The organism is Acuticoccus kandeliae, assembly GCF_003073115.1.
The window spans coordinates 1-435 of record NZ_QBBV01000057.1 but is presented as its reverse complement, the minus strand read 5'-3'; the positions used below and the strand labels follow the sequence as shown (position 1 = coordinate 435).

The following is a 435-nucleotide window of genomic DNA, read 5'->3' as shown; positions in this document are numbered from 1 at the left end:
CCTGCCTGCGGGCACGGCGTCGGCTGCGACGCCGTGGTGCCCGCCGGGTCCGGGACGGGTACCCGCGCCCTCGTGGCGCGGGTGCTCATGGAGCAGGGTCCGGTCACGGCCGCCGTGGTGGCGGCCGAGCTGGAGCTCACCGAGGCCGCCGTGCGCCGGCACCTCGACGCGCTGATCGCCGACGGCGAGGCGGAGGTCCGGGCCCCGGCCCGGTCCGCCCGTCCGCGCGGCCGGGGCCGTCCGGCCCGGGAGTACCTGCTCACCGACACGGGCCGGGTTCGGTTCGGGCACGGGTACGACGACCTGGCCACCCAGGCACTGCGCTTCCTCGCCGAGACGGCGGGGGAGGAGGCGGTCGACGCCTTCGCCCGGCACCGGGTGCGCGAGCTGCTCGGGTCCGACCTCGATGCGGTGACCGCCCCGGCGGAGCCCGCG

At 79.1% G+C, this 435-nt stretch carries 1 protein-coding gene; it reads left to right on the top strand.

Features of this window, described 5'->3' with window-relative positions; all coding sequences use genetic code 11:
- Positions 1-435, top strand: a 435-nt coding sequence (locus DBV35_RS29285) for a helix-turn-helix domain-containing protein (protein ID WP_205648939.1), incomplete at both ends; no start/stop codon positions are given.